This window comes from Magnetospirillum gryphiswaldense MSR-1 v2 (assembly GCF_000513295.1).
Classification (GTDB): Bacteria; Pseudomonadota; Alphaproteobacteria; order Rhodospirillales; family Magnetospirillaceae; genus Magnetospirillum; species Magnetospirillum gryphiswaldense.
Genome location: NC_023065.1, coordinates 1,337,402 through 1,351,775, shown reverse-complemented (window position 1 = coordinate 1,351,775; position 14,374 = coordinate 1,337,402). Strand labels below are relative to the sequence as shown.

Below are 14,374 nucleotides of genomic sequence, written 5' to 3'. Positions count from 1 at the left end.
AAAGGAGATACCGGTGATGCGCGGTCTTGGCAAGGTCAGCCGCGATCCATCTCCAGTTTAAGGAAATGGGTGGCGCAGGAAATACAGGGGTCGTAATTGCGGATCGCCTGTTCCGCCCGCCATTTGATCTCGTCGTCGGACTTGTGCAGATTGGCCTGCACCACCTTGCGCAGGTCCAGTTCCATCACCTTTTGATTCTGCGCGGTGGGCGGGACGATGCGGGCATCTTGGACCGATCCGTCGGCATGGATGCGATAGCGGTGATAGCAGATGCCGCGCGGCGCCTCGGTGCAGCCATGGCCTTCGCCGGCCTTGACCGGGGCATCCACGTAAGGGGCATCCGGCTCGGTGTAGTTTTGCACGATCTTCAGCGCATCCTCGCACACCTGCACCAGTTCGACGGCACGGACGACGATGGACTGGAACGGATTTCTGACCACTGTCCCCAATCCCGCCGCCTTGGCCGCCGCCTTGGCGGTCTTGCCCAATTGGGCGTAGTTGAGGTTATAGCGGGCGAGGGGGCCGACGTGATGGGCCAGCCCGTCCTTGGGCTTGCCGTGCAGGGCGTTGGACCACGATACGTGTTCTTCCTCGATGTGATCGAGGAATTGCGAGACGGGGAAATCCAGGCCGGACGAGGTGATCAGCCGGCCTTCATGGATGGCGTATTCATCGGCGTGATGCAGCGCCATGAAATTATAATCCTGCTGGATATCGGGGAAGTCGAAGCCGCCCACCAGCTTGACGGTGGCGATCGAGGTTTCCACCGCCCATTTCAGGTTTTCCTCCAAGGCGCGCAGGTGCCGTTTCGACGGCGCCTTGTAAAAGCCGCCGACCCGCAGACCCACGGGGTGGATGGCGCGGCCACCGATGGTTTCCAAAATCTCATTGCCGATCTTCTTCAGCCGTAGCGCCTTTTCCACCAAGGTGCGGTCGACCTTGGCCAGTTCCAGCGCGTCGGCCAGCCCCAGGAAGTCGGGGGCGTGCAGCATATAGACGTGCAGCGCGTGGCTTTCGATCCATTCCCCGCAATAGACCAAGCGGCGCAGATCACGGATGGGCTTGGTCACCTGGATGCCCAGGATGTCTTCCATGGCCTGACTGGCCCCCATCAGATAGGCGATGGGGCAGATGCCGCAGATGCGGGCGGTGATGTCGGGCACCTCGCGGAAGTCGCGACCGCGCAGGAAGGCCTCGAAGAAGCGCGGCGGCTCGAAGATGCCGAAATGCAGTTCCTTGATGATGCCGTCGCGGATCTTGACGTGCAGGGAGCCCTCGCCCTCGACCCGGGCCAGGGCCTCGACCTTGATGGTGCGGATGTCAGCCATGGCTGTCGCTCTCCTTACGGAATGCATCGGCATTGGCGTTATAGGTGCGGAACAGGCGATGGACGTCGCGACCGGTTTGCCCCAGGGCCAGCAATTGCGCGGCCAAGGCGGAGGTGTTGGGCGTTTCCATCGGGCCGAAGCAGCCATAGCAGCCGCGATCCTTGCCGGGGCACAGCGTGCCGCAACCGGCCTGGGTCACCGGACCCAGGCAGGCGGTGCCGGCGGCGACCATGCGGCAGACGGTGCCGCTTTCCTTGCACTCGATGCATTGGGAATGACGGGGGATGTTGGGTTTGCGACCGTTCAATGCGGCGTTCAGGACTTCCAGCATCTGGTATTTGTTGACCGGACAGCCGCGCAGTTCGAAATCCACCGGCACGTGGTCGGAAATGGCGGTCGAGGTGGTCAGGGTGTCGATATATTCCGGGTGGGCATAGACCGTGCGGATGAATTCCTTGACGTTCTTGAAGTTCCTGAGCGCCTGGATGCCGCCGGCGGTGGCGCAGGCGCCGATGGTGATCAGCAGCTTGGATTGCTTGCGCACCTCGCGGATGGCCTTGATGTCGTGCGGTGTGGTGATGGACCCTTCCACCAAAGACACGTCATAGGGGCCCTTCTCCACCTTGCGGGTGGCTTCAAGGAAATAGCTGATGCGCACTTCCTCGGTCAGGGCCAGCAATTCGTCTTCGCAATCCAGCAGGTTCAACTGGCAGCCGTCGCAGCTGGAAAACTTCCACACCGCCAGTTTGGGGCGCTTGCGTTCGGACATGGCTAAAGCTCCCTGATCTGGAACAGGTCGGCGATGGTGTCATACCGGAACACCGGCCCATCCTTGCAGGTGAAATGGGGGCCCCATTGGCAATGGCCGCACAGACCGCAGCCGCACTTCATGTTGCGTTCCACCGACACCCAGATCTTGTCACGGCTGACGCCCTTTTTTTCCAGGGCGGCGGCGGCATAACGCATCATCACCTCGGGGCCGCAGACGAAACTGGCGGTGTTGAGCGGATCAAAGCCGCCGCGCGTCACCAGATTGGTGACCACCCCGACATTGCCGCCCCATTTACCGGTGGCGCGGTCGACCGTGACCAGCACATCCAGGTCGAAGCGCCCGCGCCAGCGTTCCAGCTCTTTCTTGTACAAGATGTCTTCGGGCGTGCGGGCGCCATAAAGGACGATGACGCGGCCAAAGCGTTCGCGGTGGGCCATGGCCTGATAGATGGCCGGGCGAAGCGGGGCCAGACCGACGCCGCCGGCGACGAAGACCAGATCGTGACCAAAGGTGGCCTCCACCGGCCAGGCGGTGCCGAAGGGGCCGCGTACGCCCAACACATCGCCGGGCTTCAGCGCGTCCAGCGCCTCGGTCACCGTACCGACGGCGCGGGTGGTGTGCACCAACACCGAGCGGTCGGCGGGATCGCCGGAAATGGAAATAGGCACCTCACCGACACCGAACACGTACAGCATGTTGAACTGGCCGGGGCGAAAGGTGAAATCACCGCCCGCTTCCGGCACCATTTCCATGGTGAAGGTGTCGGACAGATCGCGCCGCACCTTCTCGATGCGGAACGGCACCGGCACCATGGGGTCATGCGGGATGGCGTTCATGATCAGCCGTCCTTCTTTTTCTTGCCCGTGGCTTTTTCCAGCCGGGCGTCGGCGGCGCGGTTCTTGCCCTTGCTCTTGGCTTCGGCCTTTTCCGGCTTGGCGGGCTTGGCCGCCTTGGGCTTTTTGGTCGGGCCGTACAGATCCAGCATTTGCAGGCGGGCGGCGGCCAGACGATGAGCCATGACCGGGACGAAGCGGCGCATGACCTCGAAGCCCAAGGCCGGGTCGACCTCCATCTTGCGGCGCAGACATTGGGCGTCGAAGGACAGGGCGCGGACCAAATTCATGGCGCGGGCGTCGAAGGTGGATTGATAGGGCGCGACCATCCAGGCCCAACCGGCGATGTCGCCCTCGGCGATGGTTTCGATGATGATGGGCGGGCGGCCCGGCTGGTCGATTTCCACCGCCACGGTGCCGGCGCGGATCAGGAAGAACTTCTCGGCGCTTTGCCCCTGGCGGAACAGGAACTGACCGGCATCATAGCGTTCGTTGGCGGCACAGCCGATCAGAAGCTCGCGCAAGGGGGCGTCGATGCCTTGGAAAAACGGGTGTTCATCGATGATGCGGCCAAGATTTTCCGGCTTTACCATGATCAAATCCTCCCTTGGCCGGTGATGACGGCGGCTTCCTCGGTGATGTCGATGCCGACCGGGCACCAGGTGATGCAGCGGCCACAGCCGACACAGCCGGTTTCATCGAACTGGTCCACCCAGGTGGACAATTTGTGGGTGATCCATTGGCGATAGCGCGACCGTGTCTCGGTGCGCACGGCGCCGCCGTGGATATAGGAAAAGTCGGAGGTGAAGCACGAATCCCACTTGCGCCAGCGTTCGGCATTGTCGCCCTTGAGGTCGGTGACGTCCTCGACCGTGGTGCAAAAGCAGGTGGGGCAGACCATGGTGCAATTGCCGCAGGTCAGGCAGCGGGCGGCGACCTGATCCCAGCGCGGATGCTCGGGGTTGGTGGCAAGGGCGCGGGCGGCGGCCGGGTCCAGGTGCTTTTGCTGGGTTTCGGCGTTTTTCACCACCTGCGCCGCCGCCTTGATGTCGGCTTGGCTGGCCGGCTTGGCCGCTTTCAGCAATTTGGCCCCGCGCGGGGTTCCGGCTTCGGCCACGAACACATGATGGCTGTTGTCGATCACCTCGGTCAGCTTGATGTCGAAGCCGCTCTTGACCTCGGGGCCGGTGCCCATGGAGGCGCAGAAACAGGTCTCCAACGCCTCGCCGCATTGCACGGCGACGATCAGGGCATCGGCCAGACGGCGCTGATAGCCGGGATCGGCGAAATCACGGTCGCCGAACACCTTGGCCTGACGGGCGATGGCCGCCAGTTCGCAGGCGCGCACGCCGATAAAGGCCATGGGCGGGGCCGGTGGGGCAGGGGGGGCAAGGGTGAAGCCGCCACCGTCCGTGCGGGTGGCGGCGAACAGCTTCTGCCGCGGCGGATAAAGCTGACGCTTCCAGCCTTGCGGACCCAATCCATAGCCGAACCAGGCGCCGTCGTCGCGCTGGCGCAGGCGGTAATGACCGCCTTTCTGTTCCGATCCCCAACCGGCGGGCAAATCGTCGGCGCCGTCGATAAGGTCGTAAATCACCGCGTCGTTGTCGCGGCGCGGGCCAAAGACCTGATAGCCGCTTTTGCGCAGATTTTTGATGAAATCGCCTAATCCGTCCTTGTCCAGGACAGAGACCGCGACACCGTCACTTTTGGCCTTTGCCATCATCGACCCCCCGTCATTCAGTAAGGGCGAAAAGATGGTACACCCGCTTTTGCACATCGCCAATGGCCGATCATCGATTTTTTCGCAAACCTGCTTGGTGAATATTAAGTGGCAATTTCAAATATTATTCCGACTATTGTGCTGCACTTTATTGCAGTGCGGCATGGAGTGAGGCGGCGGCTTGTCCATCGTCACATCTGGCGGGGCTGGGGCGGGATATGAACAGGCGATCCCATGACCCGAGGTTGCCCATGATCACCCAACGCATCGACAACATCACCCTGATCCCGGCCCATTACCGCACGGCCATGCCGCCATGCCCGCCCAGCGTCAAGATCGAGCTGACGGCGCGCTGCGACTTGGCCTGTTTTTTTTGCGCCACCAGCCAGCGCTTACGCGACAAGCGCGACATGGACTGGGATTTCCTGGTGCGGCTGATGGGCGAGATGCGCGAAGCCGGGGTCGAGGAACTGGGTATGTTCTATTTGGGCGAATCCATGCTGTATCCCCGGTTGGCCGAGGCCATCGCCGTGGCCAAGCAGCGTTTCGGCTATCCTTATATCTTCCTGACCACCAATGGCCGGCTGGCCACCCCCGACCGGCTGCGCGACTGCTTCGAGGCCGGGCTCGATTCGCTGAAATTCTCGTTCAATTGGGCCGATCCGGCCCAGGCCAAGGAAATCACCCGCGTCGATTGCTTCGACGACGTGGTTGCCAACATCCAGGCGGCCAAGGCCATCCGCGACGAGGTGGCGGAACGGACCGGTCAGCGCTGCGGTCTGTTCGCCTCGTCCATCCAGTATGACGGCGAGCAGCGCGAACGCATGGAACGCGCGGTGGACAGCATCCTGCCCTATGTCGACCAGCATTATTGGCTGCCGCTTTACGGTCAGGCCGGCCTGACCACCGGCGAACGCGGCACCATGCCGGTGGCCGGCAATGTGGGCCGCGCCGACGCCATGCGCCAGCCGCTGCCGTGCTGGTCGCTGTTCACCGAAGGCCACGTCACCTGGGATGGTCATCTGGCCGCCTGCTGTTTCGACCATGATGGCCGCTTCGACATGGGCGATCTGAACCAGTCCGGCTTCATGCAGGCGTGGCATTCCGAAGCGTTCCAGAAGTTGCGTCAGGCCAACCTGGACGAGAATGTGGTGGGCACCGTTTGCGAGGAATGCATCGCCTATCGCAAGCACCAGGCTTAACCCCCTCGGGGAATGGGCTTTTTACAATTGTCAACGCCCCGCCAGGTGTCCTAGAACAGTGTCAACGAAGGCGGAGCGGACAAGATGCCCGAAATCCTGATGCGCGGCGGGGACAGCGCATATACGTTGCGGACGGCCACCCAAGGCGACATTGCCCAGGTGGCCGCCATCGACGTTTCCATTACCGGCATTGAAAAGCCCGGTTATTGGGAAGACATCCACGACCGCTATGTCCGTCAGCCGGCGGAAGATCCGGGGCTGGCCCATCTCAACCGCCTGTTCCTGTGCGCCTGCCAGGGCGAGACGGTGATCGGCTTCATCGTCGGTGAAATCCGCGCCTGGGAATTCGGTTCGCCGCCCTGCGGCTGGGTTTTCGCGGTGGGCATCCACAAGGAAGTGCGCACCCGCTATGTGGCGCAGACCCTGTTCCAGGCGGTGTGCGACAGCTTCCGCCAAGCCGGCGTCAGCATCATCCGCACCATGCTGGCCCGCGACAACACCCTGGCCATGAGCTTTTTCCGCAGCCAGGGCATGATGGCCGGGCCGTTCATTCAGTTGGAAATGGAGCTGGCCGGGTCATGAAGCTGCAAAAAGCCACCCGCTGCGCCCTGTTCGCCATCCTCGAACTGGCCGGTGACCCCGGTCGGCAGATGTCGGCCCACGAAATCGCCGACAAATACGGCATTTCCACCAACCATCTGGCCAAGGTGCTGCGCTCGCTCGGTCGCGCCGGTCTGCTGGAGGCGGTGCGTGGCGCCGGCGGCGGTTATCGCTTTTCCGGCTCGGTCAAGCGCACCACTTTGTTGGACGTGATCCAGTTGTTCGAGACCATCGACCCCTTGGCCCGGGGCGAGCGCGAGGACGGCGACGGCACCCCCGGCGGCGGCGCCCTGTGCGAGGTGCTGACCGAGATCGAGGACATCGCCCGCGCCACCTTCGCCTCCATCAGCCTGGAAACCATGCTGAAGCTGGTGGACAAGAAGCGCTGATCACCCATCTCCCTTGCGTTTGCCTTCCTGATCACGGTTGCGGCGGGAAGAGGCCTCCAGTGGAAATGCAGTAGGTCAGCCCCAATTGCGGCGGCAGGGTGGGGACGGTTTGCGTCGCCGCCTGATTACCCGAGCTCAGCGGACCGTTGGCGGTTGGAACCTGGGCCGGGGTCAAGGTGACGCCTTCCTGACCGCGTCGTTGTCCCAGAGGAACCGGAGTGAGGCCGGGGCCGCTTCCAACCCCGGTGACCGTGCGTCCGCGCAGGTCGGGCAAGGCGAAGGTGGTTTGGCCGTCACCACCGTAAGTGTTGCCCAGCAAATAATACAGCGCTTGGTTCTGGCTGGTGGACAGCAACTGGCCTTGGGCGGGCAGGAAGCCGCTCGGACAATATTTGGCGGCGACGGCACAGATCGAGCCCAGATACGTATCTTCCCCACAGGCGTATGCCGGAGCTGAAAACATCGAGACGCCGGTCCCCAGTGCCAAGGTGGCGGCGGCCAAACTGATGCGTGTTTTCTTGCGATTCATGTGTCCCCCCATAAAAGCCAATCACCGAAGTGATGTTTCGCGTCAGCCGCACTATGCCCGCATTTTTGTATGTAATGCGATACCAATATTTTGATAATACACGCATTCAGGGATTTTTGTCGACATGTGTCTCCCCATGGAGACGAGCGTTTCCCGCAAACACAGGTCATCAGGCTGTGACTGGCCCTGGCCGTCTTTGGTGCATTGACCGTTCGGCTAAGTCATCCGTGCTGCAGTGCGTTTCCTGTTGACGGAACTGATTCCGTATTTCAGAATTACGCTCATGACCCAAGGGGACAACGGAGACAGGTTTTCATGAGCAAGCAATTCGCCTCGGTGGCCGATCTGGAAGAAAAGAAGACCACCTTCACCCAATTGTCGGACCATGCCTGGGGCTATACCGCCGAGGGTGATCCCAATGCCGGCGTGATCATCGGCGATGACGGCGTGCTGATCGTCGATGCCCTGGCCACCCCGGTGATGGCGCGTCGCCTGATCGCCGAAATCCGCAAGATCACCGACAAGCCGATCAAGTATGTGGTGCTGTCGCATTATCACGCCGTCCGCGTGCTGGGCGCCTCGGCCTATTTCGCCGAGGGTTGCCAGCAGGTCATCGCCAGCCAGGGTACCTACGACCTGATCGTCGAGCGCGGCGAGCATGACATGAAGTCGGAATACGACCGCTTTCCCCGCCTGTTCCAGAACTTCGAATCGGTGCCCGGCCTGACCTGGCCGACCTTGGTGTTCAAGGAGTCCATGACCCTTTACATGGGCAAGCTGGAAGTGCAGATCAAGCATCTGGGCGCTGGTCACACCAAGGGCGACACCGTGGTCTGGCTGCCGAGCGAGAAGGTGCTGTTCTCGGGCGATCTGGTAGAATGCGAGGCCGCCTGCTACACCGGCGACGCCCATCTGCGCCAATGGCCCGATACCTTGGCGGCGCTGCGCGCGCTTGGCGCCGAAAAGCTGATCCCCGGTCGCGGCCCGGCGCTGATGAACCCGGCGGAAGTAGCCAAGGGCCTGGATTACACCAGCGATTTCGTCACCACCCTTTACCGGTCGGCCCAGGAAGCGGTGGCGCAGGGCATGGACCTGTTCGCCGCCATGAAGCACACCCGCAAGGCCATGGACCCCAAGTTCGGCCATGTCTTCATCTATGAACATTGCCTGCCGTTCGACGTCACCCGTGCCGTCGACGAGGCCAGCGGCATCGATCATCCGCGCATCTGGACGGCGGAGCGCGACAAGGAAATGTGGACGGCCTTGCAAAAGGAAGTCTAGACCAGTTTCAGCTAAAGCGAAAACTGGTCTTGGTTTCAAAAGTGGCCCGTGACGGGCCGCTCAGGCGCCACTCGGGCTCATCGCATCTCCACGCTTCGCGTGAAAGTGCTCCATAGCGACAACCGGGGACCAACCCCGGGCGCTTGCAACCAAATCAGGGAGGAGAGAAAATTGCTCAAGACCTACAGCTATCCCAAGTTCGATTTCCGTCTGCCCACCGGGGCCGGCGGCGATACTATTCCGCGCTATCCGGTGGTGGTGGTCGGCGCCGGCCCGGTGGGCATGGCCGCCGCCATCGATCTGGCCCAACAGGGCGTGCCGGTGGTCATCCTCGATGACGACGACACCGTCTCGGTCGGTTCGCGCGGCGTCTGTTACGCCAAGCGGGCGCTGGAGGTGCTGGACCGTCTGGGCGTCGGCGATCCGGTGGTCGACAAGGGGGTGAGCTGGAATGTGGGCCGCACCTTCTTCCGTGAGGAAGAGGTCTATAATTTCAACTTGAAGCCCAACGCCGACCAGAAGCGTCCGGGCATGATCAATCTCCAGCAATATTACCTGGAAGAATACGAGATCGACCGCTTGAAGCAGTTCGACAACGTCGAATTGTGCTGGAAGAACAAGGTTGTGGGTGTCGAGCCGGCGGGCGACAAGGTTACCGTCAAGGTGCAGACCCCCGACGGCTTCTATACCCTGGAAACCGATTGGCTGATCGTCGGCGACGGGGCGCGCTCGCCCATCCGCTCCATGCTCAACCTGGATATCGACGGCAAGATCTTCATGGACCGTTTCCTCATCGCCGACGTGGTGATGGAAGCAGAATTTCCGCCGGAGCGCTGGTTCTGGTTCGATCCGCCGTTCCATCCCGGCCAGTCGGTGCTGTTGCACCGGCAAAGCGACAATTGTTGGCGCATCGACTTCCAGCTTGGCTGGCAGGCCGACCCGGAAGAGGAAAAGAAGCCGGAAAAGGTCATCCCCCGCATCCAGGCCATGCTGGGCGACGACCGTCCGTTCGAGCTGGAATGGGTCAGCGTCTATACTTTCCAATGCCGACGCATGAACGAGTTCCGTCATGGTCGCGTCTTCTTCGTCGGCGATTGCGCCCATCAGGTGTCGCCGTTCGGCGCGCGTGGCGCCAATTCCGGCATTCAGGACACCGACAATCTGGTGTGGAAGCTGAAGCTGGTCATGGACGGCAAGGCGCCGGAAACCCTGCTCGACACCTATAGCGCCGAGCGCACCTGGGGCGCCGACGAAAACCTGATGAACTCGACCCGCTCCACCGATTTCATCACCCCCAAATCCAAGACCTCGCTGACCTTCCGCAATGCCACCCTGGGGCTGGCACGCAAGCATCCGTTCGCCCGTGCCCTGGTCAATTCCGGTCGCCTGTCGGTGCCGTGCTTCTATGCCGAATCGCGTCTCAATACCCCGGACGTGGACGGTTTCATGGGCGACATGATCCCCGGCGCCCCCATGGAAGACGCCTCCATCCGCGTCGACGGCAAGGATGGTTGGCTGCTCGACCACGTGGGCAACAAATTCATCGCCCTGGTCTATGCCCCCGAGGCGGCGCCTGCCGGTGCCGATGCCCTGTTGTCCGATTCCATCCCGGTCACCACCATCGCCGTGGTACCGCCCGGCGGCAAGGCGCCGGCGGGGATGATCGCCTTCGAGGACGTCAAGGGCACCTTCGCCAAGATTTACGATGCCAAGCCCGGCACCGTGCATCTGCTGCGTCCCGACCAGCATGTCACCGCCCGTTGGCGCAAGTTCGATGCAGGCCTTATCCGCGCCGCCATCGCTCGCGCCACCTGCAACGCCTGATCCGGGAGAAATCCAAATGTCGCTGATCACCACCCCCAACTTTCACCAGACCGGCAAGCGTTACTTCCGCGAGTTCAGCCCCAACGACGATTTCTATGAGATGCTGATCGAAACCCACCGCGATCTGTCGGACGAACAAAGCAATATGGTCAACGCCAAGCTGATCTTGCTGTTGGCCAACCATATCGGCGATATGGATGTGTTGGCCGAGGCCATGAAGGCCGCCCGCGAAGACGTGTAACTTCGTTAGGCATATGAATTGATGGCCGCTTCCACCTTTTTCGTCGTCATACCCGCGCAGGCGGGTATCCAGGAGTCGCGGAAAAGGTGGAGGTGCACCCTCTGGACTCCCGCCTTCGCGGGAGTGACGGAAGGGGAAGATGCGTAAGATGAAAAGGAAGACCAAGGCATGAAGCTTGCCACCCTGAAGCAAGGCGGACGCGACGGCACCCTGGTGGTGGTCAGCCGCGATCTGTCCCGCTGCGTCGCCGTCCCTCATGTCGCCCGCACCTTGCAGGCGGCGCTCGATGATTGGGACACTCTGGCCCCCAAGCTGGAAGCGGTGTCCGTCGGTCTGAACGCCGGCAGCAATGCCGAGGCCTTTCCCTTCGACCCCGTCGCTTGCGCCTCGCCGCTGCCGCGCGCCTATCAATGGGCCGACGGCTCGGCCTATATCAATCATGTGGAACTGGTCCGGAAGGCGCGCGGCGCCACCTTGCCGCCGGAATTCCATACCGATCCGCTGATGTATCAGGGCGGCTCGGATTCCTTCGTCGGTCCGCGCGACCCGATCGTTGCGGTGACCGAGGATTGGGGCATCGACCTGGAAGCGGAAGTGGCGGTGATCACCGGCGATGTGCCCATGGCCGCCAGCCGCGAGCAATGCGCCCAGGCCATCCGTCTGGTCATGCTGGTCAACGACGTGTCGTTGCGCAACCTGATCCCGGCCGAACTGGCCAAGGGCTTCGGCTTCGTGCAAAGCAAGCCGGCCAGCGCCTTTTCCCCCGTCGCCGTCACCCCCGACGAATTGGGCGCCGCCTGGGATGGCGCCAAGGTCAGCCTGCCCTTGGTGGTCGACATCAACGACAAGCCGTTCGGGCGCCCCAATGCCGGCCAGGACATGACCTTCGATTTCCCGCAACTGATTACCCATCTGGCCAAGACGCGCGAACTCGAGGCCGGCAGCATCATCGGTTCCGGCACCGTGTCCAACAAGCAAGGCGATCTGTGGGGCTCCAGCATCGACAATGGCGGCATCGGCTATTGCTGCATCGCCGAGGTCCGCATGTACGAAACCATCGAGGCGGGCGCGCCCAAGACCGGCTTTTTGAAGTTCGGCGATAGCGTCCGCATCCGTATGGATGATGCCGACGGCAACAATATCTTCGGCGACATCTGTCAACAGGTGGTCAAGCTGTGATCAGGCTTTATACCTATTTCCGCTCGTCCGCCGCCTATCGGGTGCGCATCGCCCTTAACCTCAAGGGCATCGATTACCAAGCGGTGCCGGTGCATCTGGTCAGGAACGGCGGCGAGCATAAATCGGCGGATTATCTGGCGCTCAACCCGCAAGGGCTGGTGCCGGCGCTGGCGGTGGACGGTCAAGTGCTGACCCAATCCCTGGCGATCCTGGAATATCTGAACGAAACCCATCCCGACCCGGCGCTGCTGCCCGCCGATCCGCTGGGCCGGGCCCGGGTCCGCGCCATCGCCCAGGCCATCGCCTGCGACATCCATCCCATCAACAATTTGCGGGTGCTGCAATATCTGGGCGGCACCTTGGGCCTGGATCAGGCGGCCAAGGATGATTGGTATCGCCATTGGGTGCAGACGGGGCTTCAGGCGGTGGAAGCCATGCTGGCGGCAGACCGGCGTACCGGCGTCTTCTGTCATGGCGATCAGCCGGGTCTGGCCGATTGCTGTCTGGTGCCGCAAGTGTTCAACGCCCGGCGTTTCAATTGCGATCTGACGGCGCTGCCGACCATCATGCGCATTGCTGAACGTTGTGAACAAATCGACGCTTTCAACCAGGCGGCGCCGGCGCAACAACCCGACTTTGAATGACTCAAAACAGGTATTGCATTACAATTAGTACTCTCTCATATTCGATGCTTGAAAAGTAAAATATGGGAGACGGTCCATATGGGTTCCAATCTTGATCCCCGTCTGGGGCGCCGCGATCTGCTGCGCCTGATGGGTCTGGGGGGCGTCGCCGCCGGTACGGGTCTGGTTTTGCCGCGTCAGGCGGCGGCCAGCACCAAGGTGGCCGGCAAGGGCGCCAAGATCGTCATCGTCGGTGCCGGTGCCGCCGGTCTGTCGATGGCATCACGGCTGGTGCAGCGCCTGGACGGCGCCGAGATCACCATCATCGACGGGCGCAAGGCGCATTATTACCAGCCCGGCTTCACCCTGGTGGCCGGCGGTATCAAGCCCAAGGATTACGTCACCTCGACCACGGCGGAATATCTGCCGAAAGCGGTCACCTGGATCGAAGAGGCGGTGGCCGAGATCGATCCCGACGGCAACAAGGTGGTGACCGCCTCGGGCAAGGCTGTCGCCTATGATTATCTGGTGGTGGCCACCGGCCTGACCCTGGACTATGCCAGCATCGAGGGCATGGACGTGAACCGCATCGGCCAGGACGGCCTGGGCAGCATTTATGCCGGCCCCGATGCCGCTTTCGCCACCTGGGGCGCCATGTCGCAATTCGCCGACAAGGGCGGCGTCGGTCTGTTCCTGCGCCCCAACACCGAGATGAAATGTGCCGGCGCGCCGCTGAAATACACCTTCCTCACCGATGATTACCTGCGCCGCCGCGGCAATCGCGGCAAGGCCGAAGTGATCTATGCCGCCAACAACAAGGCGCTGTTCTCGGTCCCCATCGTCTCGGAAAAGGTGCGCATGCTGTTCCGCGACCGTGGTGTCAAGGTGCAGTACGACCACATCCAGACCGGTATCGATCTGGGCCGCAAGGTGGCCATGTTCAGCACGCCCACCGGCCCGACGGAAATCAAGTACGACTTCATCAACGTCGTTCCGCCCATGCGGGCGCCGGCGGCGGTGCGCAATTCTCCGCTTCGCTGGCAGGAAGGCCCGTGGGCCGGTGACGGCTGGATGGAAGTGGACAAGTCGACCCTGCGTCACAAGCGTTACGCCAATGTCTTCGGCGTTGGCGACATCGCCGGTGTGCCCAAGGGCAAGACGGCGGCCAGCGTCAAGTGGCAGGTGCCGGTGGCGGTGGATCATCTGGTGGCCTCCATTGCCGGCACCCAGGCGACCAGCGTCTATAACGGCTATACCTCGTGCCCGCTGATCACCCGTCTGGGTCAAGCCATGCTGGTCGAGTTCGACTACGACAACAATCTGGTGCCGTCCTTCCCCGGAATCATCGCGCCGTTGGAAGAGCTGTGGATCACCTGGGTGATGAAGACCATGGCGCTGAAGCCGACCTATCTGACCATGCTGCGCGGTCAGGCCTAAAGAAAAGGGAGAACTGAACCATGAAGGATCTCGATCCCTTCGTCTTCGTCCTGGTGTTCCAGGAAATGCTGGGCCCGGTGCTGTGGCTGCTGGTGGCCCTGGCCTTGTTCGGCCTGATCGGTTTTGTCGTGGTCTTCCTGCGCGAAGGCCGCCTCGACAGCCGCCGGCTGGTGCGTTCGGAACTGATGGGTCTGGTTGGCGGCGTGCTGGCCCTGGTGTTGGCCGCCAAGTTCACCGTGTCCGGCTTCACCGATGCCGGCGGGCCGGTGGATTGGCTGCTGATCGGTCTGATCTGGGGTATCGGCCTGGCCGGCACCACCATCCTGACTTATGCCGTTCAGGGTCTGGTGGGCTGCCGCAAGTGCGGCTGAGCCTTGCTTGAAAACAAGACGCCCGTCGGTTGAAACCGGCGG

16 protein-coding genes are annotated in these 14,374 nt (G+C 62.3%); 10 read left to right on the top strand and 6 right to left on the bottom strand.

All coding sequences use genetic code 11. From position 1 onward, the window contains the following. Nucleotides 1–35: 35 nt before the first annotated feature. Genes MGMSRV2_RS06435 through MGMSRV2_RS06415 form a run of 5 tightly spaced genes read right to left on the bottom strand, consistent with a single transcriptional unit; the run spans nucleotide 36 to nucleotide 4,659 of the window. Nucleotides 36–1,328: a Ni/Fe hydrogenase subunit alpha gene (locus MGMSRV2_RS06435; RefSeq protein ID WP_024079550.1), complete on the bottom strand. Its 1,293-nt coding sequence runs from the start codon at nucleotides 1,326–1,328 to the stop codon at nucleotides 36–38. Next, entirely contained in the window at nucleotides 1,321–2,097 is a 777-nt protein-coding gene (locus tag MGMSRV2_RS06430; RefSeq protein ID WP_024079549.1) for an NADH-quinone oxidoreductase subunit B family protein, read from the bottom strand. The genes MGMSRV2_RS06435 and MGMSRV2_RS06430 overlap by 8 nt, the downstream gene beginning before the upstream one ends. Nucleotides 2,098–2,099: 2 nt before the next feature. Further along, the gene (locus MGMSRV2_RS06425; RefSeq protein WP_024079548.1) at nucleotides 2,100–2,936 is read right to left on the bottom strand and encodes an FAD/NAD(P)-binding protein; all 837 of its coding nucleotides are present in this window, start codon (nucleotides 2,934–2,936) and stop codon (nucleotides 2,100–2,102) included. Nucleotides 2,937–2,938: 2 nt separating this feature from the next. After that, nucleotides 2,939–3,526, bottom strand: a complete 588-nt coding sequence (locus MGMSRV2_RS06420) for a cyclic nucleotide-binding domain-containing protein (RefSeq protein ID WP_024079547.1) — start codon at nucleotides 3,524–3,526, stop codon at nucleotides 2,939–2,941. A gap of 2 nt (nucleotides 3,527–3,528) precedes the next feature. Further along, on the bottom strand, nucleotides 3,529–4,659 hold the full coding sequence (locus MGMSRV2_RS06415) for a 4Fe-4S dicluster domain-containing protein (protein ID WP_197538555.1): 1,131 nt from the start codon (nucleotides 4,657–4,659) through the stop codon (nucleotides 3,529–3,531). A gap of 248 nt (nucleotides 4,660–4,907) precedes the next feature. Here MGMSRV2_RS06415 and MGMSRV2_RS06410 point away from each other — a divergent pair, with 248 nt between their 5' ends. The 3 genes from MGMSRV2_RS06410 to MGMSRV2_RS06400 all read left to right on the top strand — a co-directional run bounded on the left by MGMSRV2_RS06410 (nucleotide 4,908) and on the right by MGMSRV2_RS06400 (nucleotide 6,847). Beyond that, nucleotides 4,908–5,858 carry a radical SAM/SPASM domain-containing protein gene (locus MGMSRV2_RS06410; RefSeq protein WP_024079545.1) on the top strand — a complete coding sequence of 317 codons (951 nt, stop codon included), beginning with the start codon at nucleotides 4,908–4,910 and terminating at the stop codon, nucleotides 5,856–5,858. An 84-nt stretch (nucleotides 5,859–5,942) separates the two neighbouring features. Beyond that, nucleotides 5,943–6,440: a GNAT family N-acetyltransferase gene (locus MGMSRV2_RS06405; RefSeq protein WP_024079544.1), complete on the top strand. Its 498-nt coding sequence runs from the start codon at nucleotides 5,943–5,945 to the stop codon at nucleotides 6,438–6,440. Continuing rightward, nucleotides 6,437–6,847: an Rrf2 family transcriptional regulator gene (locus MGMSRV2_RS06400; RefSeq protein WP_024079543.1), complete on the top strand. Its 411-nt coding sequence runs from the start codon at nucleotides 6,437–6,439 to the stop codon at nucleotides 6,845–6,847. Before MGMSRV2_RS06405 ends, MGMSRV2_RS06400 begins: the two co-directional genes overlap by 4 nt. 31 nt (nucleotides 6,848–6,878) lie before the next feature. Here the strand turns inward: MGMSRV2_RS06400 and MGMSRV2_RS06395 are convergent, their stop codons facing one another. Beyond that, a complete protein-coding gene (locus tag MGMSRV2_RS06395; RefSeq protein ID WP_024079542.1) occupies nucleotides 6,879–7,376 on the bottom strand; it encodes a phage tail protein in 498 nt (165 codons plus the stop codon). 315 nt (nucleotides 7,377–7,691) lie between these two features. Here MGMSRV2_RS06395 and MGMSRV2_RS06390 point away from each other — a divergent pair, with 315 nt between their 5' ends. From MGMSRV2_RS06390 to MGMSRV2_RS06360, 7 genes are all read left to right on the top strand, one after another. Further along, nucleotides 7,692–8,657, top strand: coding sequence for an MBL fold metallo-hydrolase (locus MGMSRV2_RS06390; protein ID WP_024079541.1), 966 nt, complete (start codon nucleotides 7,692–7,694; stop codon nucleotides 8,655–8,657). 171 nt (nucleotides 8,658–8,828) lie between these two features. Beyond that, nucleotides 8,829–10,481, top strand: coding sequence for an FAD-dependent oxidoreductase (locus tag MGMSRV2_RS06385; RefSeq protein ID WP_024079540.1), 1,653 nt, complete (start codon nucleotides 8,829–8,831; stop codon nucleotides 10,479–10,481). A gap of 16 nt (nucleotides 10,482–10,497) precedes the next feature. Further along, entirely contained in the window at nucleotides 10,498–10,722 is a 225-nt protein-coding gene (locus MGMSRV2_RS06380; RefSeq protein WP_024079539.1) for a DUF2783 domain-containing protein, read from the top strand. A gap of 168 nt (nucleotides 10,723–10,890) precedes the next feature. Continuing rightward, nucleotides 10,891–11,901 (top strand): fumarylacetoacetate hydrolase family protein, encoded by a 1,011-nt coding sequence (locus MGMSRV2_RS06375; RefSeq protein ID WP_024079538.1) that lies wholly within the window; start codon nucleotides 10,891–10,893, stop codon nucleotides 11,899–11,901. Then, nucleotides 11,901–12,545, top strand: a complete 645-nt coding sequence (gene maiA, locus MGMSRV2_RS06370; protein ID WP_041634156.1) for a maleylacetoacetate isomerase — start codon at nucleotides 11,901–11,903, stop codon at nucleotides 12,543–12,545. Before MGMSRV2_RS06375 ends, maiA begins: the two co-directional genes overlap by 1 nt. Nucleotides 12,546–12,623: 78 nt before the next feature. Next, nucleotides 12,624–13,961: an NAD(P)/FAD-dependent oxidoreductase gene (locus MGMSRV2_RS06365; protein WP_024079536.1), complete on the top strand. Its 1,338-nt coding sequence runs from the start codon at nucleotides 12,624–12,626 to the stop codon at nucleotides 13,959–13,961. A gap of 20 nt (nucleotides 13,962–13,981) precedes the next feature. After that, nucleotides 13,982–14,332, top strand: a complete 351-nt coding sequence (locus MGMSRV2_RS06360) for a DUF5368 domain-containing protein (RefSeq protein WP_024079535.1) — start codon at nucleotides 13,982–13,984, stop codon at nucleotides 14,330–14,332. The last annotated feature ends 42 nt before the right edge of the window (nucleotides 14,333–14,374 follow it).

Excerpts from the sequence above, each read along its gene's own strand:
- MGMSRV2_RS06435 (WP_024079550.1), bottom strand. The coding sequence starts at position 1,328 with ATGGCTGACATCCGCACCATCAAGGTCGAGGCCCTGGCCCGGGTCGAG.
- MGMSRV2_RS06430 (WP_024079549.1), bottom strand. The coding sequence starts at position 2,097 with ATGTCCGAACGCAAGCGCCCCAAACTGGCGGTGTGGAAGTTTTCCAGC.
- MGMSRV2_RS06425 (WP_024079548.1), bottom strand. The coding sequence starts at position 2,936 with ATGAACGCCATCCCGCATGACCCCATGGTGCCGGTGCCGTTCCGCATC.
- MGMSRV2_RS06420 (WP_024079547.1), bottom strand. The coding sequence starts at position 3,526 with ATGGTAAAGCCGGAAAATCTTGGCCGCATCATCGATGAACACCCGTTT.
- MGMSRV2_RS06415 (WP_197538555.1), bottom strand. The coding sequence starts at position 4,659 with ATGATGGCAAAGGCCAAAAGTGACGGTGTCGCGGTCTCTGTCCTGGAC.
- MGMSRV2_RS06410 (WP_024079545.1), top strand. The coding sequence starts at position 4,908 with ATGATCACCCAACGCATCGACAACATCACCCTGATCCCGGCCCATTAC.
- MGMSRV2_RS06405 (WP_024079544.1), top strand. The coding sequence starts at position 5,943 with ATGCCCGAAATCCTGATGCGCGGCGGGGACAGCGCATATACGTTGCGG.
- MGMSRV2_RS06400 (WP_024079543.1), top strand. The coding sequence starts at position 6,437 with ATGAAGCTGCAAAAAGCCACCCGCTGCGCCCTGTTCGCCATCCTCGAA.
- MGMSRV2_RS06395 (WP_024079542.1), bottom strand. The coding sequence starts at position 7,376 with ATGAATCGCAAGAAAACACGCATCAGTTTGGCCGCCGCCACCTTGGCA.
- MGMSRV2_RS06390 (WP_024079541.1), top strand. The coding sequence starts at position 7,692 with ATGAGCAAGCAATTCGCCTCGGTGGCCGATCTGGAAGAAAAGAAGACC.
- MGMSRV2_RS06380 (WP_024079539.1), top strand. The coding sequence starts at position 10,498 with ATGTCGCTGATCACCACCCCCAACTTTCACCAGACCGGCAAGCGTTAC.
- MGMSRV2_RS06375 (WP_024079538.1), top strand. The coding sequence starts at position 10,891 with ATGAAGCTTGCCACCCTGAAGCAAGGCGGACGCGACGGCACCCTGGTG.
- MGMSRV2_RS06365 (WP_024079536.1), top strand. The coding sequence starts at position 12,624 with ATGGGTTCCAATCTTGATCCCCGTCTGGGGCGCCGCGATCTGCTGCGC.
- MGMSRV2_RS06360 (WP_024079535.1), top strand. The coding sequence starts at position 13,982 with ATGAAGGATCTCGATCCCTTCGTCTTCGTCCTGGTGTTCCAGGAAATG.